Annotated in this window: 20 protein-coding genes; 11 read left to right on the top strand and 9 right to left on the bottom strand. The window is 70.1% G+C overall.

Translation table 11 applies throughout. The features are described 5' to 3' along the window. Window positions 1–3: 3 nt before the first annotated feature. Window positions 4–675, bottom strand: coding sequence for a TetR/AcrR family transcriptional regulator (locus ACWDYJ_RS28210; protein ID WP_451568408.1), 672 nt, complete (start codon window positions 673–675; stop codon window positions 4–6). A gap of 83 nt (window positions 676–758) precedes the next feature. Beyond that, complete coding sequence (locus ACWDYJ_RS28205) at window positions 759–2,234, bottom strand: FAD-dependent monooxygenase (RefSeq protein ID WP_451568407.1); 1,476 nt, start codon at window positions 2,232–2,234, stop codon at window positions 759–761. A gap of 321 nt (window positions 2,235–2,555) precedes the next feature. Between ACWDYJ_RS28205 and ACWDYJ_RS28200 the strand changes: the two genes are divergently transcribed. Further along, entirely contained in the window at window positions 2,556–2,780 is a 225-nt protein-coding gene (locus ACWDYJ_RS28200) for a hypothetical protein (protein ID WP_451568406.1), read from the top strand. Between the two features lie 43 nt (window positions 2,781–2,823). Here the strand turns inward: ACWDYJ_RS28200 and ACWDYJ_RS28195 are convergent, their stop codons facing one another. Beyond that, the gene (locus ACWDYJ_RS28195) at window positions 2,824–3,141 is read right to left on the bottom strand and encodes a biotin carboxylase N-terminal domain-containing protein (protein WP_451568427.1); all 318 of its coding nucleotides are present in this window, start codon (window positions 3,139–3,141) and stop codon (window positions 2,824–2,826) included. Between the two features lie 303 nt (window positions 3,142–3,444). Here ACWDYJ_RS28195 and ACWDYJ_RS28190 point away from each other — a divergent pair, with 303 nt between their 5' ends. Genes ACWDYJ_RS28190 through ACWDYJ_RS28180 form a run of 3 tightly spaced genes read left to right on the top strand, consistent with a single transcriptional unit; the run spans window position 3,445 to window position 5,167 of the window. Further along, on the top strand, window positions 3,445–3,636 hold the full coding sequence (locus ACWDYJ_RS28190; RefSeq protein WP_451568405.1) for a helix-turn-helix domain-containing protein: 192 nt from the start codon (window positions 3,445–3,447) through the stop codon (window positions 3,634–3,636). A gap of 38 nt (window positions 3,637–3,674) precedes the next feature. Continuing rightward, complete coding sequence (locus tag ACWDYJ_RS28185; RefSeq protein ID WP_451568404.1) at window positions 3,675–4,904, top strand: cytochrome P450; 1,230 nt, start codon at window positions 3,675–3,677, stop codon at window positions 4,902–4,904. Window positions 4,905–4,951: 47 nt separating this feature from the next. After that, window positions 4,952–5,167 carry a ferredoxin gene (locus tag ACWDYJ_RS28180; protein WP_451568403.1) on the top strand — a complete coding sequence of 72 codons (216 nt, stop codon included), beginning with the start codon at window positions 4,952–4,954 and terminating at the stop codon, window positions 5,165–5,167. A gap of 110 nt (window positions 5,168–5,277) precedes the next feature. On the opposite strand, the gene ACWDYJ_RS28175 is transcribed toward ACWDYJ_RS28180, so the two are convergent. Beyond that, a complete protein-coding gene (locus ACWDYJ_RS28175) occupies window positions 5,278–6,135 on the bottom strand; it encodes an alpha/beta fold hydrolase (protein WP_451568402.1) in 858 nt (285 codons plus the stop codon). A gap of 91 nt (window positions 6,136–6,226) precedes the next feature. Between ACWDYJ_RS28175 and ACWDYJ_RS28170 the strand changes: the two genes are divergently transcribed. The 3 genes from ACWDYJ_RS28170 (at window position 6,227) to ACWDYJ_RS28160 (ending at window position 9,142) form a co-directional block, all read left to right on the top strand. After that, window positions 6,227–6,832 (top strand): sigma-70 family RNA polymerase sigma factor, encoded by a 606-nt coding sequence (locus ACWDYJ_RS28170; RefSeq protein WP_451568401.1) that lies wholly within the window; start codon window positions 6,227–6,229, stop codon window positions 6,830–6,832. A gap of 320 nt (window positions 6,833–7,152) precedes the next feature. After that, window positions 7,153–7,749, top strand: a complete 597-nt coding sequence (locus ACWDYJ_RS28165; RefSeq protein WP_451568400.1) for an NADPH-dependent FMN reductase — start codon at window positions 7,153–7,155, stop codon at window positions 7,747–7,749. Window positions 7,750–7,906: 157 nt separating this feature from the next. After that, a complete protein-coding gene (locus ACWDYJ_RS28160; RefSeq protein ID WP_451568399.1) occupies window positions 7,907–9,142 on the top strand; it encodes an MFS transporter in 1,236 nt (411 codons plus the stop codon). A 31-nt stretch (window positions 9,143–9,173) separates the two neighbouring features. Here the strand turns inward: ACWDYJ_RS28160 and ACWDYJ_RS28155 are convergent, their stop codons facing one another. Then, window positions 9,174–9,677, bottom strand: a complete 504-nt coding sequence (locus ACWDYJ_RS28155; RefSeq protein WP_451568398.1) for a nuclear transport factor 2 family protein — start codon at window positions 9,675–9,677, stop codon at window positions 9,174–9,176. An 821-nt stretch (window positions 9,678–10,498) separates the two neighbouring features. On the opposite strand from ACWDYJ_RS28155, the gene ACWDYJ_RS28150 reads away from it, so the two are divergent. Then, a complete protein-coding gene (locus ACWDYJ_RS28150) occupies window positions 10,499–11,707 on the top strand; it encodes a cytochrome P450 family protein (RefSeq protein WP_451568397.1) in 1,209 nt (402 codons plus the stop codon). A gap of 25 nt (window positions 11,708–11,732) precedes the next feature. Here the strand turns inward: ACWDYJ_RS28150 and ACWDYJ_RS28145 are convergent, their stop codons facing one another. The 4 genes from ACWDYJ_RS28145 to ACWDYJ_RS28130 all read right to left on the bottom strand — a co-directional run bounded on the left by ACWDYJ_RS28145 (window position 11,733) and on the right by ACWDYJ_RS28130 (window position 14,800). Beyond that, window positions 11,733–12,134 carry a hypothetical protein gene (locus tag ACWDYJ_RS28145; RefSeq protein WP_451568396.1) on the bottom strand — a complete coding sequence of 134 codons (402 nt, stop codon included), beginning with the start codon at window positions 12,132–12,134 and terminating at the stop codon, window positions 11,733–11,735. A 224-nt stretch (window positions 12,135–12,358) separates the two neighbouring features. Beyond that, window positions 12,359–13,150: an ABC transporter permease gene (locus ACWDYJ_RS28140; RefSeq protein ID WP_451568395.1), complete on the bottom strand. Its 792-nt coding sequence runs from the start codon at window positions 13,148–13,150 to the stop codon at window positions 12,359–12,361. Next, complete coding sequence (locus tag ACWDYJ_RS28135; protein ID WP_451568394.1) at window positions 13,147–14,115, bottom strand: ATP-binding cassette domain-containing protein; 969 nt, start codon at window positions 14,113–14,115, stop codon at window positions 13,147–13,149. The genes ACWDYJ_RS28140 and ACWDYJ_RS28135 overlap by 4 nt, the downstream gene beginning before the upstream one ends. 13 nt (window positions 14,116–14,128) lie before the next feature. Next, window positions 14,129–14,800, bottom strand: coding sequence for a DUF4097 family beta strand repeat-containing protein (locus ACWDYJ_RS28130; RefSeq protein ID WP_451568393.1), 672 nt, complete (start codon window positions 14,798–14,800; stop codon window positions 14,129–14,131). Window positions 14,801–15,021: 221 nt separating this feature from the next. On the opposite strand from ACWDYJ_RS28130, the gene ACWDYJ_RS28125 reads away from it, so the two are divergent. The 3 genes from ACWDYJ_RS28125 (at window position 15,022) to ACWDYJ_RS28115 (ending at window position 19,227) form a co-directional block, all read left to right on the top strand. Further along, on the top strand, window positions 15,022–15,753 hold the full coding sequence (locus ACWDYJ_RS28125; protein WP_451568392.1) for a helix-turn-helix domain-containing protein: 732 nt from the start codon (window positions 15,022–15,024) through the stop codon (window positions 15,751–15,753). Between the two features lie 197 nt (window positions 15,754–15,950). Continuing rightward, entirely contained in the window at window positions 15,951–16,343 is a 393-nt protein-coding gene (locus tag ACWDYJ_RS28120) for a YciI family protein (protein ID WP_451568391.1), read from the top strand. A 556-nt stretch (window positions 16,344–16,899) separates the two neighbouring features. Then, window positions 16,900–19,227, top strand: a complete 2,328-nt coding sequence (locus ACWDYJ_RS28115; protein WP_451568390.1) for an aldehyde dehydrogenase family protein — start codon at window positions 16,900–16,902, stop codon at window positions 19,225–19,227. The last annotated feature ends 247 nt before the right edge of the window (window positions 19,228–19,474 follow it).

Genomic DNA, 19,474 nt, shown 5'->3' with positions numbered 1-19,474 from the left:
GGGTCAGCGAGCGGCTGCGGGGCTGAACAGGCGGACGAAGTCCGTGACACCGGCCGCGACCAGCGCGTCGGTCTCGAACTCCGACAGCGGCAGGGCGCCGTGGAACGAGCTCTGGACGACGCCGCCCGCGACGAGCTGGATGAAACGGCCGGCAGCGTGGTCGCTGTCGGCGATGTCGAGGAGCCCCGAGTCCGCGAGGCGCTGGAGCCGGCGCGCGAGCTCGCGCTGGGCCTGCCGCGGACCGGAGGTCTGCCACATCTCCAGCACCCCGCCCGGCAGCCGGCCGATCTCGGCGCCCAGGTGCCGGACGATGGCGAAATGTTCGTGGAAGGCCGCCAGGGGCGTCAGCCACGCCCGCCCCAGCGCGGCCAGGTCCCTCTCCAGGTCCTTCTCCGGATCCGTCACCTCGGCGAGGTGGTCCTCCGCGATGACCGTCAGCGCGGCGGCGACGGAGGCGGCGCTGTCGAGCAGGACCGTCAGGAGCAGCTGCTCCTTGTCCTTGAAGTAGTGCGCGACGGCGCCCTGCTCCAGCCCGGCCTGCCGCGCCACGGCCTCGACCGTGGTCTGCGTCCAGCCCTCGCGGGCGAACACGGTACGGGCCGCCCTGATGAGCGCGTGGCGCTCCTCGGCCGGACCGGCCTGGACCCGGGGACTCGTTGCTTGAGCTTCGGCCATGGCGGTGCTCCTCCAGTTCACGTGCCGCTCTGAGTGCTGCGTCTGTGTCTGCGTCTGCGTCTGGGCGGGGGCGCTCGCGGTCCTCAGACCGCCAGCGGCTTGCCGAACCAGCGCTCCAGGGCCATCGGCAGGTCGTGGTGGCTGCCGGGCGCGGCCCAGGCCACGTAGCCGTCGGGGCGGATCAGCACGGCCGAAGTGCCCTGGAGGCCGCTCGTCGCCGTCGGCTCCTGCGGCTCGGCGGTCACGATGTCGACGCGGTCGGCCCAGCCGGCCGCCCGGGCGCGCAGCCGCGCGTTGCCCTCGAAGTCCAGCAGCACACCGCGGGCCGAGTGCAGCAGCTCCCGGCTCGACGTGCGCCGCTGCCCGATGAGCAGCTCCACCTGCGGCATGCGCTTGCCGAGCAGCGGGTGGCCGCCGGAGCCGACGTCGTAGCTGATCTCCAGCCCGCTCACCATGGCGGCGAGATGCTTGGCGACCTCCTCGTAGGAGATGAGCTCGGTCAGCACGTCACGCAGCGGCTGCACCTCAGGGCCGCTGAGGAACAGCAGGCCCTGGGCCCGGGTGTTCATCAGCAGGCGCTTGCCGACCGCGTGGCGTTCCGTGTGGTACGTGTCCAGCAGCCCCCGCGGGGCCCAGCCGTTGACCTCGGCGGCGAGCTTCCAGCCCAGGTTCACCGCGTCCTGGATGCTCGTGTTCATGCCCTGGCCACCGGCCGGCAGGTGGATGTGCGCGGAGTCGCCCGCGAGCAGCACCCGGCCACGCCGGTACTCGGTCACCTGCCGGGTGGCGTCACCGAAGGAGCTGACCCACACGGGCTCCGCGTGCGATATGTCATCGCCCGTCAGACGCTTCCAGGCGTCGGCGACCTCCTGGAACTCCGGCGGGGTCTCGCGGCGCCGCGGCGGGGTGCCGCGCTCGCACACGATGATCCGGGTGATCCCGCCGGGCAGCGGACCGACCATCACCATGCCGCCGGGCAGCGTCTCCCCGATCATCCGGGGCTCCAGCTCGATGCCCTTGATGTCGGCGAGGAACATCTCCATCGTCGCCGCCGTACCGGGGAAGTCGAAGCCGACCGCCTTGCGCACCATGCTGCGCCCGCCGTCACACCCGACGAGCCAGCCGGCGCGCAGCGTCTGCTCGCCCTCGGGTCCGCGTACCTCGACGCTCACCCCGTCACCGTCGTCCTTGATGGACAGCACCTCGTGGCCGCGCCGCAGATCGGTGCCGACGCTGAGCGCCCACTCCTCCAGGTGCGCCTCGGTGACCGACTGCGGCACCGTCTTGGCGGCCTGCAAGGCCCCCTCCAGCACCGAGAAGTCGATGGGCAGCCCGCCGAAGTGACCGTGGTTGCTGGTCTCCACGTCACCGAACCGGGGGAGGATGCCGCGCTGGTCGAACACCTCCATCGTGCGGGCGGTGAATCCGAGGCCGCGGGACTCGCCTGTGCGCTCGGCGAGGCGCTCCAGGACGATGACACCGACTCCCGCGAGCCGCAGCTCACCGGCGAGCGTCAGCCCGGCCGGACCCGCGCCCACGACAATCACTGCAGCGTCCATGTACCTCTCCTCGACCATCTCAGGATTCCTTTCAGCGGAAAGCTGTAATGAGTCTCCGCAATGAAAGAGGAGGTCACAACGGGTTCTCCGGCAAACCTGGGTGAGATTTCGTCACGGCTTCGCGGAATCTTCAGCGGCGTGTGAAACGAATGACAGGGGAAGTAAAAGAAATGTGGTTCGGCCTGTATGCGAGCTGTTGCGGACGTCATGCCGATCCCTGCCGAGAATTTCACATCTCTCCACCGCGTCACTACCCATGCGCGAATACGGAGCCGTAGCCTCGATCTTTCATGACGGCCACTTCCACGGAAAGAGGAACCGATGACGCTCTCGACCCGCCACTCGATCCGCGCCGTCCCGATCGGAGGGTGTGTGGAGCACGCCTGTTCCGGCGCCCTGACCGCGACGGTCCACCCGGACCAGCCCCGGCTGCCCGCCGAGATCACCTGCGACGCCGCGCCGGCCCACCGCTGGTTCGGGCACGAGCGCCTGCAGCAGACGCGCAGGCTGCGCCGCCGTACGCAGGAAGGCCCCGCCCTGACGTGAGTCCGGACGGGGCCTCGGCGGGCCGCGGGGCGAAGGTGGCGGTTCAGTGCTTGATCTCGCAGATGACGGCGCCGGCCGTGATCGAGCCGCCGACCTCGGCCGCCGGCGCCACCACGGTCCCCGAACGGTGCGCGTTCAGCGGCCGCTCCCTCTTCATCGCCTCCAGTACGACGACCAGTTCGCCCTCCTGGACCTCTTGGCCCTCCTCGACCGAGACCTTGACGATGGTGCCTTCGTCGGCCGCGCGGACATGCGGGGCGTCCCGGTCCGGATCGGCGTAGACGGCTACGCTCGCGATCCCGGCATCCCGGCAGGCCCGGGCAACGCGGACAGCGATTTCGCCAGGGTTGGCGATGAGCACCTTGCGCACGATGACTCGTTTCTCCCGGCGGTCGAGCTACCCGAACCACCCTCGCCGCTGCCATCGTCAGAGATCAACTCCCTGCTGTTCAGGTTTTGGTGAACTCCTCGGCAGATTCGGCTTTGCGTTGCTCTGACCTTCATGTCAGGGCATGTCATTCTTTCGTCAATTCAGTTGGCTGAGATCGCGGTTGCGGGCAGGATAATTGCCATCTCCCTCGGATTTTGGGCATAGTCGGTTTCGTGCCGCGGAGACCGCCGGCGTTTTATCCCGGACCTCTCACCAGCGATCCTTGAGGGCCCTATGAACTCAGATGCGCGACGCCGCGCGCAGACCACCAACGCGCTGCACCCGGTCCCCCACTCCATCGCCGGTCCGGGGAACGAACTCGCGCGGTTCGAACACGCGGCGACCATGCTGCGCGAGCACCGGGGCGACGGGCACATCGCGGTCCTCGGCTGGCCCGCGACCTCGTGGACCACGAAGGGGCACTGACACCGACACGTGGAACAAGCACTGAGAAAGGACCGAACATGACGCCGGCAGCCGTATCGGGGCCCCCGACCGCACTGTTCTCCGCCGGGTACTACCAAAACCCGTACCCCACGCTGACCTGGCTGCGGGAGAACTCACCGGTCCACCGGTTCGACTTCCCGGTCGGCAACGTTCCCACCTGGATCGTGACCCGCTACGAGGACGTCAAGACCGTACTGGCCGATCCCCGGTTCAGCACCGAAGGCGCCACCTGGGGCAACGCCGAGTTCAAGGCGGCCGGCCTGGTCAGCGCCGAGGGCACCATCCTGGAGCGCGGCATCGCCGTGGTGGACCCGCCCGCGCACACCCGCCTGCGCCGCCTGGCCATGAGCACCTTCACCACCCGCCGGGTCGAGCAGTGGCGCGAGACCGTCGCCGCTCTGGTCCGCCGGACCCTCGACGACTGCGCCCGGCGCGAACGCTTCGACGTCATGGACGACTACGCGGGCGAGGTGTCCGCCGGTGTGCTCGGCGAGATCCTCGGCTTCCGCATCGAACGCCACCGGGAGCTCGCCCTGGCCCTCAACCAGGCGTTCCCCTCCGATCCCGCGCTCATCCACCAGGCCCCCGCCGCCTTCGGCCGGATCTGCGAGTACGCCGCCGAACTCGTCGAGGACAAGCGCCGCGACCCCGCCGACGACCTGACGTCGGCCATGATCCAGACCAGCGACGACGACGGCGACCGCCTCGACAGTGACGAGCTCGTCGGCATGGTCGCCGCCCTGATCATGGGCGGCAGCGACACCGTACGCGGGTTCATCGGCAACGCCGTACTGGCGCTGCTGGACTACCCGGACGAGGCAGCCCGGCTCCGTACGACCCCGGAGCTGGCCGGCCCCGCCGTGGAGGAACTGCTGCGCTACGAGGGAGCCCTGAGCACGGCGCTCTTCCGCGTCACCACCGAGGAGACGGAACTGGCAGGCGTCACGCTGCCCGCGGGCGCCCCGGTGATCGCCGGACTCCTGGCGGCCAACCGCGACCCCCGTCACTTCAGCGAGCCCGAGCGCCTCGACATCGGCCGCTCCGGGCCGCGGCACGTCGGCATGGGACACGGCCTGCACAACTGCATGGGTGCGGCACTGGCGAGGCTGGAAGGAGGGATCGCGATCCCCGCCCTGCTCCAGCGCTTCCCCGGCCTGTGCCTGGACACCCCGCGGGACGAGCTGCGCTTCATCGACAGCTGGGCGATCCGCCGGCTGGCCGCGCTGCCCGTCCGGGCGAGCGCGTAACGGCTCGCCCGAGCCACGACACGAGAGCTCACGGCAAAGGAGCCACCATGCGAGCCACCGCGCAGGTCGACCGCACGCTGTGCCTCGGCGCGGGAATGTGCGAGGTCATGGGTCCCGACCTGTTCCGACTCGAACACGACGGCATCGCCGTCGGACAGCCGGGCGAGCACCACGAGACGCAGCGCCTCGAACGGCTGCGGGACATCGCCGACTGCTGCCCGACCGGTGCCATCACCGTTGTCACGACTGATGAACAGGAGTAAGAGCTGCGCGAAGTGACGGACACGGACGTCATCGTCGTCTGAGCATTTCACCGGCGGGGCACCGCCGCCCCGATGGCCCTCGCCTGGGGCGTCACCCCGAGCGCCCTTGTCTACCTGTGGGCCCGCTCGTCCTTCACCCGCGAGGCGAAGCGGCACTGAAGCGTGGCCACGAACCGCTCGGCGTCGTCGACCCAGGGGTAGTGGCCCGCTCCCGGCTGCACGACGAGTGCGGCGTCGGGGAACAGCCCGCGCAGCTCGGCCACAGCCCGAGGCGGACTGTTCACGTCGAACTCCCCGGCGAGCAGCAGCACAGGACCCTCGAAGCCCGCGAGCGCCGCACGCGTCGCCTCCGGATCGAAGGCCCCCTCGGCCCCGAAGAGAGCGACCGCCTCCGCGTTGCCCGGCTGCCCGGCCGCATGGTGATCCCGCGCCGCGGCGTCCCACCGGCCGCAGAAGAAGGGGGTGACGGCCTCCCAGTCGTTCCCGGTGCCCTCGCCGATCGCCTCCAAGGCGGCGAACGCGGCCGCGAACCAGGGCTCGTTCTTGCGAAGCAGCGCGACCTCGCGTCGCATCTCCCCGCTGATCGCCACACCCACGGCCCGCGTACCGGGACCGACCAGGGCCAGGGCGCCGACCTTCTCCGGGTACCGGGCCGCGTACTGCACGGCGATGTTCGCACCGGCGGAGTGGGCGAGCAGGTCCACGCGGGGCAGCCCGAGGTGTTCGCGCAGCGCCTCGACGTCGTCGACGAGGCGGTCGCAGCGGTACGAGGAGGTGTCGTCGGGTATCGCGGACCCGCCGGTGCCGCGCAGGTCCAGGACGATGAGCCGGCGGTACGCGGACAGGCCGCCGAGGTCGCCGAGGTAGAGCGAGTCCGCGGGGCCTCCGGGGACGCAGAGGAGCGGTTCACCGTCCCCGACCGTGCGGTAGGCGAGCAGGGTTCCGTCAGACGCGATGAATGTGGGCATGGCGTGGATCCTGCCAGCTGCGCCCCGCTGTTCACAACCAGGTTGTACAACCAGGTTGTCGCGGTGGGGTGCCCGCATGTATAACCAGGTCATGCTTCAGAACCCCCAGGCGCTGACGGAGGAACAGGCCGCGCGCATGCTCGCCGACATGAACGCCGTCATCCGCGCGGGCGAGGAGATGCGCGCACTCCGCGCCGAAATGATCCAGCTCTTCGTGGGCTTCGGCTGGACCCAGGACACCATCGCCCGGCTCACCGACATGAGCCAGCCGGCCGTGTCCAAGCACGTGACGAAGTCCAGGAAGACCGACGCACTTCCCTCCGTGGAACTCTCCCTCGACCAGCACGACACACCCTGGCTCGAAGGACGCCTGTGGGGCCTCGCCGAGGAAATCTCCGACACCTTCCGCGAATCGGCCGCCTGTACCCGCTACTTGAGCGCCCTCGCCCGGGGCAAGAAGCGCTTCACCCCCCAGACCGTCGACGAGCTGCGCCGCCTCCTCGAACAGGACCTGACCCTGCACCGGGCCGAGCTGCCCCCCGGCCACCAGGCCGCGTACGACGAGATCGGCCGCGGCCTCGACGTCCCCTCGAAGGCGGCGGCGCCCCCCACCGCATCCCCATCCGTCCGCCGCACCCTCGCCCGCCAGATCCAGCGCGACTGCCTCAAGGCTGACACCGACCACACGTTCTCCTGACATGACGACAGAGATCTGTAGAACTTCACGGAGAACTGAATCGGCGTCTCTTGAAGTCGGCTCTCCGGTCGAAGAGGCTGGCTATTGGCTTCGGCTGACGTGTATCGGCTGATGCGAACCGCCCGCTTCCCAAGGGCACGCCTCTTTCGCGTGGAGAGAGGCTTCCGGAGCGGGCAGCGCACGGCCGATCGGCGCCGACGTAGGGGGCAGTCCGGATTCCAGAGACCGCGCACCTGACTTCCCGGCGACTGCTCCCACCGGGCCCGAATCTCGCGCGCGCCCGGCCACGCGGAATTTTGCAAAGATCGGAAAGGCTCATTATGCCCGAGAACCCCATCAAGCTCGCCGTGGTCATCGGCAGTGTGCGCGGCGGCCGATTCGGCCCGACCGTCGCCAACTGGTTTGTCGAGCAGGCGAAGAAGAGTGACGACTTCACCGTCGACCTCATCGACCTGGCCGATTTCCCGCTGCCCGTGGAGATGCCGGCGTTCGGCGAGGAGCCCGACGAAGCGACGAAGGCGGTGGCCGCCCGTCTCTCCGCCCGTCTCCACGACGCCGATGCCTTCGCCGTGGTCACCCCCGAGTACAACCACACCTTCCCCTCGTCACTGAAGAACGCCATCGACTGGTTCTTCGAGGAGTGGAGCCTCAAGCCCGTCGGCCTGGTCTCCTACGGCGGCATGGGCGGCGGCCTGCGCGCCGCCGAACACCTGCGCCAGGTGTTCGCCGAGGTCCACGCCACGACCGTGCGGGACATGCTCAGCTTCCACAACGCTTGGGGCGCCTTCGAGAAGGACGGTCAGCCGGTCAGCCCCGAAGGCAGCGAGGCAGCCGCCGTAAACCTGCTGGGGCAGGTCGGCTGGTGGGCCGAGGCCCTGCGCGAGGCCCGCACCAAGGGCATCTACAAGTTGCGCTGAACCCACGAAGCCCCGGGCGCCGGTGACCACACCGGCGCCCGGCGCTGTTTCCTGTGGCGGCGTGCGGAATCGCGTATGCCGGCAGCGCCTGTCCGGGCAGCGGAGAATCCCGCGCGGACGCCACGCACGTGGCCGGCCGCCGAATCAGGAGCCACACATGAAAGCCCCGACGAGCACCGGCCGCAGCCTCGTGCTCCCCGTCCTCATGCTCGCGTCGACCCTCACGGTCATGGCGGGGGCCGTCATCTCTCCCGTGCTGGAGGTCATCCGAGGCGACCTCGGTCTCAGCGGCACGGCCGCCGGCCTGATCCTCACCGCGCACGGCCTCTCCATCGCGATAGCCAGCCCGCTGGTCGGCTGGATGATCGACCGCCGGGGCGTGCGCACCCCGCTGGCCTGGGGACTGCTGCTGTACGGGATCGCGGGCGGCGCCGGGACGTTCACCAGCTCCTACGCGGCGCTCATCGCCACCCGCGTCGCCTTCGGCGTCGGCGCCGCCGCCGTGTTCGCGGGCACCACCGTCGCTCTCCTGTCGCTGTACACCGGGGAGCAGCGGGACCGCGTCATGGGCTGGCGCTCCACGGCCATCAGCCTCGGCGGCGTCACCTGGCCGCTGCTGGCCGGGGCCATCGGCGGCTTCTCGTGGCACGCCCCCTTCGCCATCTACTTCATCGGCATCCCGCTGAGCCTGGCCGCGCTGCTGATGCTGCCGGCCACCGGAGGCACCGCCGACAGGTCGAACGCTCCCAAGGAGCGCATCCTTCCGCTGCTCGGCCGGCGCCCCGCGCTGCTCGGCTACTACGCGCTGTTCGCCACCGCCTCGGTGCTGCTCTACGGCCTGGCCGTGTTCGTCCCCATCCGGCTCGCGGAGCTGGGCGTCGAGCAGCCGTTCCTCGTCGCCCTCGTCGGCGCCACCGTGTCGGTCGCCATGAGCCTCCTCGGCTTCGCGTACGCCAAACTGCGCGCCTCGCTCGGCTACAGCACCCTGCTGCGGCTCACAGCCGCCTCCTGGATGCTCGCCTTCGCCCTGCTCGGTCTGACCAGCCACGTCGCGCTGGTCGTCGTGGCCTCCGGCCTGTTCGGCCTCGGCATGGGCATCCTGATGCCGGCCGTCACGGTACTGATCGGCGACAGCGCGCCGCCCTCCCTGCGCGGCCGGGCCACCGCCCTGTCCGCCGCCGCCTCCTTCGCCGGGCAGTTCCTCTCCCCTCTCGTCCTCGGCCCGCTGATCGACAGCACCTCCGTACAGACGGGATACCTGGCGTCGTGCGCTCTGGCCACGCTGATGCTCCTGATCCTGCTGGCCACCCGGATCAACGATCCCTCCGCCCCGCGGGACGGCGAGGCCGAGCGGGCCGCCGGCGAACCCGTCACGGCCGAGAAGAAGTCATGAAGCGAGTCCCTGTGGGCGGCCGCTCGTCGCGTCAGTAAATGAGATGGGCCATCGTCGACAGCGGTGCGCCGGCGGTCCACACGACATGGAAATCCACCTCGGTGAACCGCCAGCCCTCGGACGTGCGTACGGCCCGGGCCTCATAAGCCCCGCCGACGTCGAAGTGAGGGCGGGCGGCCGCGGCCAAGGTGTGCAGGTGCACATGTGTGGCGAACTGGTGGGCCCGGACCACGGCCCGGTCACCGTCGATGTCGACCTGGTGGTTGGCCGTGATGTGGTGCGTCCGGTACCAGCGCGCTCTGGCCTCCCGCAGGAACGCCGCGAAACCTTGGACTCCCCTGTGGTCGCCGATGGGGAATCCGAACCGGACGTCCTCCGTGAAGACGGTGCGGAACCAGTCGTCGTCGTAGTCGCGCTCCCCGATCAGGTCGAGGGTGACGACGTACCGGTCGAACAGGTCCCTGAGCTCGGCGCGGTCGGTCAGGTCCCGCAGCCGGTCGCGCAGCGCGGCGATCTCGTCATCGGCCGATGTCATGGTGTGCTCCCGTGTCGGTCTTGGTCGTGTGCGGTGGGAAGGGTCCCGCCGGGGTCCGGACTCCGGCGGGCGTGTGCCAGCGCGCCCGCGCCAGCGCGCCCGCGCGCGGGCGCACATGAGCGCGCTGCCCGGCTGCGGGGGATGTGAGCCGGACAGCGCGCGTCTGGGGGACGCGTCAGACGGTGTTACGGCGCTTGGCGCGAGCCTCGTTCCATGGGAGGCCGCCGCTCCGAACAGCGCGACGCGTGGTGGCAGCTCGGCGAGGACCGAGCGTGGGTGATCTACCGCGCGCGGTCCGCGGCCGCAGGACGGGGGCTCCACCGGAAGGTCCGCCTCGGCCAGGCAGACGGTGTCCCCCCGAAGCCGCCGTGCTCGGTGGCCGGGTCGAAGCGGCCTTCCCGCACGCTTCCGACGCTCACTGCGGTGCGGACGGTGGCTGCGCTCATGACGTTCTCCCGAGATGCTGTGGCGCGGGGACTCATGAGGAAGATCCAACAACCTCAAGCACGGTTCAGGTCAAGCGGCGGCGACTTCCGCAAGCCGGAAATCGCGGATCCCCTGCCGGGCTCGTACGGGGACACCGCACCGGATCTTGGCTTCAAGGTTCTTCGAAGGCGAACGGAAGGGCAATGGGGGCGGCTTGAGGTCTCCGTCAAGTTCCACAACATCGGGTCCGGTTCATCGAAGACACGCCAAGCGCAGGCCAAGACCACGTCAACCCGCCCAGGCCACCCCTTGCCGTAACGCCGCGACTACTCTGGGGGAACCACGCACGTACCGGCGTTGAACTGTGCAACGCATTCGACTTGAGGGGGAATCGAATGGCGCTTCGGCCTGCCGTTGTCGATCTGCTGGAGCTCAGCCCGGCCTTCGTCCGCGACCCGTACCCGGTCTACGCCAAACTCCGCGAACAGGGACCCGTCCACCACGTGCGGACGCCGGACGACGAGGAGATATGGCTGGTCGTCGGATACGACGCCTGCCGCACCGCCTTCACCGATCCGCGACTGAGCCGGGACTGGCGCAGGTCCGGCGACATCGGCCAGATCATCAACACCGAACAGGACCACCCGGCCCTCGCCCACATGCTGATGTCCGACCCTCCGGACCACACCCGGCTGCGCCGCCTGGTCGCCCGGGAGTTCACCGCGCGCCGCATCGAGGCACTGGCCCCGCGCATCCAGCAGATCGCCGACGAACTCCTGGACGCCATGGACGCGAACGAGGAGCGGCGCGGCGACCTGGTCGACGCCTTCGCCTTCCCGCTGCCGATGACCGTCATCTGCGAACTGCTCGGCGTGCCCGCGCTGGACCGTGACGCGTTTCGCAACTGGTCCAGCGAGATGGTCGCCCGTACGAGCCCCGAGGCCCAGGCCGCCGCGTACGCCGCGATGCCCCGGTACCTGATCGGGCTCATCGAGGCCAAGCGTGCCGAACCCGGCGACGACCTGCTCAGCGCCATGATCCACGCCGTCGACGACGGCGGCGACCGGCTCTCGCCCGACGAGCTGATCGGCATGAGCATCCTGCTGCTCATCGCCGGCCACGAGACCACGGTCAACATGATCGGCAACGGTATGCGCGCCCTGTTCGCGCACCCCGACCAGCTCGCCGACCTCCGCGCGGACCTCGGCCTCCTGGACGGCGCGATCGAGGAGATGCTCCGCTACGACGGCCCGGTCGAGACCTGCACCGAGCGACTTGCCCTGGAGGACGTCGAGATGGGCGCGGTGGTGATCCCGGCCGGCTCGACCGTCCTGATCGCCATGGCCGGCGCGGACCGCGACCCGGCCCGCTTCGCGAACCCGGACCGCTTCGACATCCACCGGGACGCCCGCGGCCACATCGCCTTCGGCCACGGCCTCCACCACTGCCTGGGCGCCCCCCTGGCCCGCATGGAGGGCCGCATCGCCCTGCGCTCCCTCCTGGAGCGCTTCCCGAACCTCACTGCCGACGCCGACCCCGCACATCTGCCCTGGCTCCCCGGAATGCTCATCAGAGGCGTCCGCGAACTCCCCGTCCGCTGGTGACCTGAAGTACCGGCCGGCGGGCCTCTCAGCGGGCTTCGCGCCGCCCGTGGCCGGACTCGAGGAGGGCGATCTCCTGGTCCACGGCGCCGAGTCCCTCCTGACGGTCCATGAGGCTCAGCTGCTCTCGGTAGTGGATCAGCGAGGCGATGAGCAACCGCGCCCTCTCGGGCTCCATCTCGCACATCCGACGCGCGGCGGCCACGGCCTCGGCCCGCAGGGACAGCGCTATCTCATGCCGCTGGCCGAATTCCTGCCGGCTGTACTCGTACAACGCCTCCACCAGCCGGGGCAGATACGCCAACGGGCTCACCTGGACGAGAACCCGATAGGCGGCGACCTGCTCCCGTACGGGCAATGTCTCCGACCCGAGAAGAGCCACTCGCGCTCGCAGCACCGCGTCGTGATTGATGTTCACCATGTGATTCATGACGGCAATTCTGAAAGCCCACAGGCGCCCGAACAAGGGCATCCAACTGTGCCGTCCGTCCTACGAAAACGCCCTCTGACCTGTCATGATGAGAACGTCTTCACCTCTGTGCCTGATGGCTGACGCGCTTCGGGCGGTCAGCGGCGGGGCCTTTTTTATTGCGTACCGGTCATGCGGGCCTCGTGCTGCGAAACGAGCGCCGGTAGCTGTCAGGCGGGAGACCCCTAGTTCGGGTCGTGGTTGAACTTCGAGGTCGACCAGAAGTAGCCGAGCACCGCGAGACCCAGGCACCAGCCGATGGCGAGCCACCCGTTGTGGCCGATCTCGCTGCCGAGCAGCAGGCCCCGAAGGGTTTCGATGGCGGGAGTGAACGGCTGGTACTCGGCGATCGGCTGGAACCAGCCGGGCATGGAGTCGACCGGGGTGAAGGCGCTGGACAGGAGCGGCAGCAGGATCAGCGGCATCGCGTTGTTGCTGGCGGCCTCGGCGTTGGGGCTGATCAGGCCCATGCCGACCGCGATCCAGGTGAGCGCCATGGCGAAGAGCACGAGCAGCCCGAACGCCGCCAGCCACTCCAGAGCGGTCGCGTCCGTGGACCGGAAGCCGATGGCCACCGCGACGGCGCCCACGAGGACCACGCTCATGACCGCCTGCAGCACGCTGCCGACGACGTGCCCGACGAGCACCGAAGGGCGGTGGATCGCCATCGTGCGGAAACGGGCGATGATGCCCTCGGTCATGTCGTTGGAGACGGACACCGCGGTGCCGACCACGGTGCTGCCGATGGTCATCAGCAGCAGGCCCGGGACGACGTACGCGATGTATGCGGAGCGGTCCGGACCGCCGCCGCCGATGACCGAGCTCATCGCGTCGCCGAAGATGTAGACGAAGAGCAACAGCAACATGATCGGAGTGAGCAACAGGTTCAGGGTGAGGGACGGGTAGCGCCGCGCGTGCAGGAGGTTGCGGCGCAGCATCGTGGACGAGTCGCGCACGGCGAGGGAGAGGGAGCTCATCGGACAGCCTCCTTGGGCTGGTTCGGCTGGGCGGGCACGTTGGTGCCGGTCAGAGCGAAGAACACGTCGTCGAGGTCGGGGGTGTGCACGGTCAGCTCGTCGGCCTCGATGCCGGCGGAGTCCAGCCGGTCGAGGATGGAGCGCAGCTCGCGCTGGCTGCCGTCGCTGGGGATCTGCAGCGACAGCGCCTCGTCGTCCCGGGTCACCTCGCGCAGCGCGAGGGCGGCTCCCTGGTACGCGGCCGGGTCGGCGAAGCGCAGCCGGACATGTCCGCCGGGGATCAGCCGCTTGAGCTCCTCGGCGGTGCCCTGCGCGGCGATCTTGCCGTTGTCGAGCACGGCGATGCGGTCGGCGAGCTCGTCGGCCTCCTCCAGGTACTGGGTGGTGAGGAAGACGGTGACGCCGCCCGTGACCAGTTCGCGGATGATCTGCCACATGTTGTGGCGGCTGCGCGGGTCGAGGCCGGTGGTCGGCTCGTCGAGGAAGATGATCCGCGGGTCGCCGACCAGCGTCATGGCGATGTCCAGGCGGCGCTTCATGCCGCCGGAGTAGGTGGAGGCGGGCTTCTTCGCCGCCTCCACCAGGTCGAACCGCTCCAGCAGCTCGGCGGCGACCCGCCGCCCCTCGTCCTTGGGCAGGTGGTGCAGGTCCGCCATGAGGAGCATGTTCTCCTCGCCGGTGATCAGGCCGTCGACGGCGGAGAACTGGCCGGTGACGCCGATCGCGGCGCGCACCGCCTGGGGATCGGTGGCCAGGTCGCGGCCGCCGATGTGGATGTCGCCGGTGCCCGGGTCGGCGGAGATGAGGGTGGAGAGGATCTTCACGGCGGTGGTCTTGCCGGCGCCGTTCGGGCCGAGCAGGGAGAAGACCGTTCCTTCGGGGACGGCAAGGTCGACGCCGTCGAGCACGACCTTGTCGCCGTAGGACTTGCGCAGCCCGTTCGCCGCGATGGCCAGGTTGGACATGCTGGGTGCTCCTTCAGAGGCTGCGGGTGGTGATGTCGCCGTAGGCGGTGGTCGCGTGGATGTTCAGGCCGGCGGTGGCGCTGTCGGTGTTTTTGAGGGCGTTGTGGATCCGGCCGTAGCCGGTGCCGGCGTCCAGGGAGGCGCAGACTCCGCGGGCGGCGCCGACCGAGATGTCGCCCTGCTGGGTGCTCAGGGTGACCGTGCCGCTCACGGCCTCGGTGATGTGGACGTCGCCCCTCTGGGTGCTGATCTCCGCGGGACCGTTCAGGCGGCCGACCGAGATGTCACCGTCGAGGAGGGTGAGGCGGGCGCTCGCGGCCTCGTCGAGCTTGACCGGGCCCTGCGCGGCCTCGAAAGTGACGTCGCCGAGCCGTCCGACGCCCCGGAGCTCGGCGCCGGCCGCCTTCGCCTCGATACGCGAGCCGGCGGGCAGCTGGACGGTCACCTCGACGGATCCCGAGGGGCCGAAGTACTGGCTCCTCGCCGGCGCGGCCGTGACCCGCAGGACGCCGTCGCCGTACTCGACCCCGGTCTGCTCCGCCGCCCGCACGTCGCGGCCCTTCGAGGCGTCCGCGGGCAGGACCTCGACCGTGGTGTCGGCCCGGTCGGCGGCGATGAACCGGATGCGCCCCGCGGGGACGTCGAGGACGACCGAGACCGGGGCGGGGGTATCGAACTTCTGCATCACGCTCTCCTGCGACTCGTTGTTTCCGATGACAGAAACGCTACGTTGCATTCAAAGATCTGGCAACGCGCTCGTTGCGCAGAAGCGTCATCATCCCAGGTCAGGAGTAACTAATCGTTGCAACGGCTTTGATTTAAATGCAACAACAGCCACCCTGTCCGTTGCAATGAATGAGGAGTGAACGCTATGCTGGAGGCACCGACGACACGAAGGAGATCGCGATGCCGGGAGGCAGGCTCACCCAGCAGGAACGCCAGCAGATCGCGCTGGGGCTGGCCGACGGCCTCGCCTACGCGGAGATCGCCAGACGTCTCGACCGCCCCACCTCGACGATCACGCGTGAGGTGATGCGCAACGGCGGCCCCACCGCCTACCGCGCCGACCTGGCCCACCGCGCCACCGAACGCCGCACCCACCGGCGCAGGCAGGCCGCGCCCCGAGAGCCGCAGGCGCCGCAGGTCCACGGACGCGACGCCGAGGCCGTGCGCGAGTACGAGGAGACGTTCACAGACGTCCTCATGCAATCGGGCGTGCCCAAGATGATGGCCCGGGTGCTGGCCTGCCTCTGCACCAGCGACGCGAGCAGCCTCACCGCGTCCGAACTCGTCCAGCGCCTCCAAGTCAGCCCGGCGTCCATCTCCAAAGCGGTCGCGTTCCTCGAAAGCCAGGGCCTCGTGCGCCGGGAACGCGACGAACGCCGCCGCGAGCGCTACATCGTCGACAATGACGTCTGGTACCAGTCGATGATGGCCAGCGCCCGGTCCACCGCCCAGCTCGTCGAGACCGCACGGCAGGGCGTCGGCGTCCTCGGCCCCGGCACGCCGGCCGCCGCCCGCCTCGAGAACATCGCCCGCTTCCTCGACTTCGTCAGCGAGAGCATCGCCCGCGCCGCGGACCAGGCCCGCGAGATCCTCCACGCGAAACCCGAAACGACCTCGGACAGCACTGCCTGAGCCCGCCTCTCGCTGAGGGCTGCCGCTTTGCTCTGGCGGATCGAGGCCGGCGCCAACGGTCCGCTCTTCAGTGACCCGCTGGGAAGTGGGGGCTACTGGATTTGGTACTGCGGGCGCCGATGAGTTTTGTGGCGCCTGGCTGTCTACCTCTTTGTAAGTTCGAGAAGCCCAGCAGCCGCCCCGGAAGGGTGAGGAACATGAAGTACATGATCCAGATGAACGTGCCTGCCGACGAGTGGGACGCCATCATGTCGTCGTACTCCAAGGACGACATGGAGGCCATGTTCGCCCACATGGGCGCCCTCAACGATGACCTCACCGCCGCTGGAGAATGGGTGGAGGGGCAGGGCCTCGGCGGCCCCTCACTGGTCAAGACGGTGCGGGCCGGAAGCGACGGGCGGCCGCAGGTCACCGACGGGCCGGCCCAGGCGGGACACATCCTGGCCGGCTACTGGGTGGTCGACGTCAAGAGCGAGGAACGGGCCCTGGAGATCGCCGCACGGGCGTCGGCGTGCCCCGGCCCGGGAGGGAAGCCTGGCAGCGACCCGGTCGAAGTGCACCCGATCCCCGAGGACCCGACCCAGGCCTGAACCGAGCAGGCCGCGTCCAGCTGGGGTGTCTGACACCGGCGCGGTCCTCGACGCGACCTTGGCGTGGCCCGACCTCGTCGTGGAGATCGGCGACCGCGACGGGACCGGGGCAGCGTCTGCCGGCATCCGCTGCGCACGGGAGTGCCCCGCCCGAGATCGAGTGGCATCCCGGCGCCGGGATCCGCTGCACTGGTCCGGCCCGGGGGCGTGGCATCGCAGCCGCCATGGCGCAGTTCTGGTCCACGGCGAGCCCCCGCCGGGGGTGCCTGGCGGGGGCCGGGCGCTGCTGGCCCCGGGGGTCCCGCTCCCGACGCGCCGGCCCGCCGACTCCGTCATGCTCAACCTGATGCTGCGCCTGCTACGCACCGGCCGCCTGGTCCTGGCCGGCCCGTGCCGCCTCGGCTGGGGTGGCTGAGCTCCGACTCGGCATACGACCGACAGCATGGTCCCGATCGAAAGACAAGGCTGGATCCAGCCGACCTGCAAGATCACTCGTTCCGGGGGGAACGCCGGGAACCGGTAGGTGGCGGGGGTTGCGAGCGCTCAGCATCGGGGCATGGATCACCCCTTGTCCGCGCCGCACCCCACCTATCCCGTGCTGTTGGGCGGCGTCGCCGAGCCCGGTGACGGCTGGGTGCACTGGCCCCGCGCGAGCGCGCTGCTGGGCGAGCTGTACGAGGTCATGGCGCTCAAGGCGCGGCTCGACCACGGCCGGGCGGGCGAGGGCGATGCCGCCGATCCGCGGCTGGTCGGGCGCGTCGCGCGGTCCACCGACGCTCAGGCCCGCACTGCGCTCGCACTGGCGAGGAAGGCGCAGCCCGGCTGGGCACGGGTGCCGCTGGAGCGTCGGCTGGATTTCGTCCGTGCCTTCCACCAGGTACTGCGGGAGCGGGCCGAGGAGTTCACCGGCGTCCTGGTCACCGAGGGCCATCCGCTGACCGTGGCGCGCTGGGGGCTGGGGGCGGCGCTGGCCATCACCCACCCGGACACCCTCGACCACGCCCGGCAGGCGATGGTGTGGGAGGGCAAGCAGGCGGGCCGGCTCGTCCGGCTGGTGCGCAAGCCGGACGGGGTCGTGTGCCTGAATCCGGCGCGCAATGCCTCGCTCCTGACCGCCCTCTTCGGCGTGCTGTCCCTCGCGGCCGGAAACACCCTGATCGTCAACGCGCCGCCCGCCGCGCCGCTCGGGGTCGCCTACGGCTTCCACGAGCTGGTCGCGCCGCTGCTCGCGGAGTACGGGGCTCCGTACGGGACACTCAGCGTGCTGTGCGCGCCGTCCCGGCCGATGCTGCGGACCTGGCTGGAATCGCCGGAGTGCGACGACATCTTCTACTTCGGCTCGTCCGCCCACGGAGCTGAGCTGGCCAGGGACTGCCTGGAGCACGGCAAGAAGCCCGTCATGGAACTGGCGGGCAACGACGCGCTCGTCGTGTGGCGCGACGCCGACTTGGCGGGGGCCGTCGAGGCCGCCGTCGAGCGCTATCACGGCTCCGGGCAGCTGTGCATCGCCCCGAAGTTCGCCCTGGTCCACCCGGCGGTGGCGGACGAGTTCACCGCCCTCCTGCACCGCCGGGTCGCCGGGCTGCGCGTGGGGCCGCCCGAGGATCCGGACGTGGTGCTGAGCCCGGTCGTCAAGCGCGCGCAGTGCGCGGATGTGCTGGACGACGCCGTGCGGCAGGGGGCCGAGCTGCTGTGCGGGGGCGAGCTGGTCGACGTACGGGGGAGGCCGACGCGGCGCGGACCGTTCATCCGGCCGGTGCTGCTGAGGGTGCGCGGGCTGGAGCGGGCGGCGCGGATGCGGGCGGTCGCCGAGGAGACATTCTTCCCACTGATGTGCGTGGTCGTACCGCAGGAGGCACCGGGCGGGGAGGAACCGGGCGGGGCCGCGGACGACGACGAGCTGTTCGACGCGCTCGTCGCCTTCGTCAACGGCAACCGGTACGGGCTGCGCAATTCCCTCTGGGCGCGGGACTCCGAGATCGTCGACCGGTTCGCCGACGAGGTGTCCAACGGCGGGATCCTCAAGGTCAACGACAGTCACATCGGCAGCCTCCCCGTCCTGCCGGTGATCGGCGGAACGGGCCTGTCGGGCGGGGTCTTCGGCGAGGCCAACCTGCCGCACCTGCGCACGACCAGGCTCCAGGGCATCAGCGTGGCGACGGCCGACGCCTGGGGCGGCGAGACCGCAGGGCCCGGGGAGACCCGGGGGAAGTTCGACCACCTGGCCGCCGTAGGGCTCGGCCGGACGACTTCCGGGCGGCCGACCACGGCCGTCCGGGACAACCAGCAGGACCAGCAGCAGTACGAGAGGAAACCCCCCATGGCAACCCTGTCCGGAACCGCCCTGCTCCACCAGAAGTTCGACGTCTGCTTCGGGCACCTCGACGCCGACGGCAACGGCTCGGTGGACCGCGAGGACCTGCTGACGCTGGGCGCGCAGCTGCTCGCCAAGTTCGGTGAGTCGGCGACCTCTCCCAAGGGCACCCTCCTGATGGACGGCCTCGCCCGTTTCTGGGACGCCCTCTCGACGGCCGCCGACGCCGACGGGGACAAGCGACTGACCCCGGAGGAGTACCGGAACGGCATGACCGGCGCGTTCATCACCTCGGCCGCCGGCTTCGACCAGGCCTTCCGGCCGCTGACCGAGGCGATCTGCGGCCTGCTCGACACCGACGGGGACGGCGAGGTCGACGAGAAGGAGTTCCTGGCGTGGCAGGAGGTGTTCCGCACGTCCGAGACCAACCGCGAGGCGGCCTTCCGGCACCTGGACGCGGACGGCAGCGGGAAGCTGAGCGTGAACGAACTCCTCGCGGCCCAGCGGCAGTACTACACCAGCCCCGACGCGGACGCGGCGGGCAACTGGCTCTTCGGCACCCTCGCCTGAGCCGCTGACCCGGCGACGCGTACGACGGCCCCCGACCGGATCCCCGGCCGGGGGCCGCTCGTTGCTTCGTGTGAGTTGGGGGTGTGGTGGTGGTGGTTGGGTGTTATCGGCGTGTGGTGGGTTTTGGGTTTGGTGTAGCGGTGGTTTCTGGCTTTGTGATGGCTGTCGTGGGGTGGCTAAGGGGCTGCCATTTGCTGATAGTGCGTGGACTGGGTGGCTGTTACGGGGTTGAAGGTTGCTGTGTTCG

This window comes from Streptomyces sp. NPDC003042 (genome assembly GCF_053591315.1).
Note: the sequence above shows the minus strand (reverse complement) of the source record. Positions and strands in the feature narration are given on the sequence as shown.

What these genes read in the sequence shown, in the direction of transcription:
- ACWDYJ_RS28210 (WP_451568408.1), bottom strand. Translation starts at nt 675, where the DNA reads ATGGCCGAAGCTCAAGCAACGAGTCCCCGGGTCCAGGCCGGTCCGGCC.
- ACWDYJ_RS28205 (WP_451568407.1), bottom strand. Translation starts at nt 2,234, where the DNA reads ATGGACGCTGCAGTGATTGTCGTGGGCGCGGGTCCGGCCGGGCTGACG.
- ACWDYJ_RS28200 (WP_451568406.1), top strand. Translation starts at nt 2,556, where the DNA reads ATGACGCTCTCGACCCGCCACTCGATCCGCGCCGTCCCGATCGGAGGG.
- ACWDYJ_RS28190 (WP_451568405.1), top strand. Translation starts at nt 3,445, where the DNA reads ATGAACTCAGATGCGCGACGCCGCGCGCAGACCACCAACGCGCTGCAC.
- ACWDYJ_RS28185 (WP_451568404.1), top strand. Translation starts at nt 3,675, where the DNA reads ATGACGCCGGCAGCCGTATCGGGGCCCCCGACCGCACTGTTCTCCGCC.
- ACWDYJ_RS28180 (WP_451568403.1), top strand. Translation starts at nt 4,952, where the DNA reads ATGCGAGCCACCGCGCAGGTCGACCGCACGCTGTGCCTCGGCGCGGGA.
- ACWDYJ_RS28175 (WP_451568402.1), bottom strand. Translation starts at nt 6,135, where the DNA reads ATGCCCACATTCATCGCGTCTGACGGAACCCTGCTCGCCTACCGCACG.
- ACWDYJ_RS28170 (WP_451568401.1), top strand. Translation starts at nt 6,227, where the DNA reads ATGCTTCAGAACCCCCAGGCGCTGACGGAGGAACAGGCCGCGCGCATG.
- ACWDYJ_RS28165 (WP_451568400.1), top strand. Translation starts at nt 7,153, where the DNA reads ATGCCCGAGAACCCCATCAAGCTCGCCGTGGTCATCGGCAGTGTGCGC.
- ACWDYJ_RS28160 (WP_451568399.1), top strand. Translation starts at nt 7,907, where the DNA reads ATGAAAGCCCCGACGAGCACCGGCCGCAGCCTCGTGCTCCCCGTCCTC.
- ACWDYJ_RS28155 (WP_451568398.1), bottom strand. Translation starts at nt 9,677, where the DNA reads ATGACATCGGCCGATGACGAGATCGCCGCGCTGCGCGACCGGCTGCGG.
- ACWDYJ_RS28150 (WP_451568397.1), top strand. Translation starts at nt 10,499, where the DNA reads ATGGCGCTTCGGCCTGCCGTTGTCGATCTGCTGGAGCTCAGCCCGGCC.
- ACWDYJ_RS28145 (WP_451568396.1), bottom strand. Translation starts at nt 12,134, where the DNA reads ATGAATCACATGGTGAACATCAATCACGACGCGGTGCTGCGAGCGCGA.
- ACWDYJ_RS28140 (WP_451568395.1), bottom strand. Translation starts at nt 13,150, where the DNA reads ATGAGCTCCCTCTCCCTCGCCGTGCGCGACTCGTCCACGATGCTGCGC.
- ACWDYJ_RS28135 (WP_451568394.1), bottom strand. Translation starts at nt 14,115, where the DNA reads ATGTCCAACCTGGCCATCGCGGCGAACGGGCTGCGCAAGTCCTACGGC.
- ACWDYJ_RS28130 (WP_451568393.1), bottom strand. Translation starts at nt 14,800, where the DNA reads ATGCAGAAGTTCGATACCCCCGCCCCGGTCTCGGTCGTCCTCGACGTC.
- ACWDYJ_RS28125 (WP_451568392.1), top strand. Translation starts at nt 15,022, where the DNA reads ATGCCGGGAGGCAGGCTCACCCAGCAGGAACGCCAGCAGATCGCGCTG.
- ACWDYJ_RS28120 (WP_451568391.1), top strand. Translation starts at nt 15,951, where the DNA reads ATGAAGTACATGATCCAGATGAACGTGCCTGCCGACGAGTGGGACGCC.
- ACWDYJ_RS28115 (WP_451568390.1), top strand. Translation starts at nt 16,900, where the DNA reads ATGGATCACCCCTTGTCCGCGCCGCACCCCACCTATCCCGTGCTGTTG.